This is a genomic window from Streptomyces sp. NRRL F-2580 (genome assembly GCF_000720115.1).
In the GTDB taxonomy this organism is placed as follows: domain Bacteria; phylum Actinomycetota; class Actinomycetes; order Streptomycetales; family Streptomycetaceae; genus Streptomyces.
This window is the reverse complement of record NZ_JOIR01000108.1, coordinates 1-710: the sequence shown is the minus strand read 5'-3', so window position 1 is coordinate 710 and position 710 is coordinate 1. Positions and strand designations below refer to the sequence as shown.

The following is a 710-nucleotide window of genomic DNA, read 5'->3' as shown; positions in this document are numbered from 1 at the left end:
CTGCTGTTCCCGGCGATCAACGTGAACGACGCGGTGACGAAGTCGAAGTTCGACAACAAGTACGGCTGCCGTCACTCGCTGATCGACGGCATCAACCGTGCCACCGACGTCCTCATCGGCGGCAAGACGGCCGTGGTCTTCGGTTACGGCGATGTCGGCAAGGGCTGCGCGGAGTCGCTGCGCGGTCAGGGCGCCCGCGTCATCGTCACCGAGATCGACCCCATCTGCGCGCTGCAGGCGGCGATGGACGGCTACCAGGTCGCCACCCTCGACGATGTCGTCGAGACGGCGGACATCTTCATCACGACGACCGGCAACAAGGACATCATCATGGCCGCCGACATGGCCAAGATGAAGCACCAGGCCATCGTGGGCAACATCGGTCACTTCGACAACGAGATCGACATGGCCGGTCTCGCGAAGATCGAGGGCATCGTCAAGGACGAGGTCAAGCCGCAGGTCCACACGTGGAAGTTCCCCGACGGCAAGGTCCTGATCGTGCTGTCGGAGGGCCGGCTGCTGAACCTGGGCAACGCGACCGGGCACCCGTCCTTCGTGATGTCGAACTCCTTCGCGGACCAGACCCTGGCCCAGATCGAGCTCTTCACCAAGCCCGAGGAGTACCCGACCGAGGTCTACGTGCTGCCGAAGCACCTCGACGAGAAGGTCGCGCGCCTCCACCTCGACGCCCTCGGCGTCCGCCTCACCAC

The 710-nt window shown here is 64.6% G+C and carries 1 protein-coding gene; it reads left to right on the top strand.

Annotated elements, in window-relative coordinates; genetic code table 11:
- Positions 1-710 (top strand): adenosylhomocysteinase (locus IF88_RS0139640; RefSeq protein WP_030724460.1); only part of this gene is annotated, 710 nt, incomplete at both ends.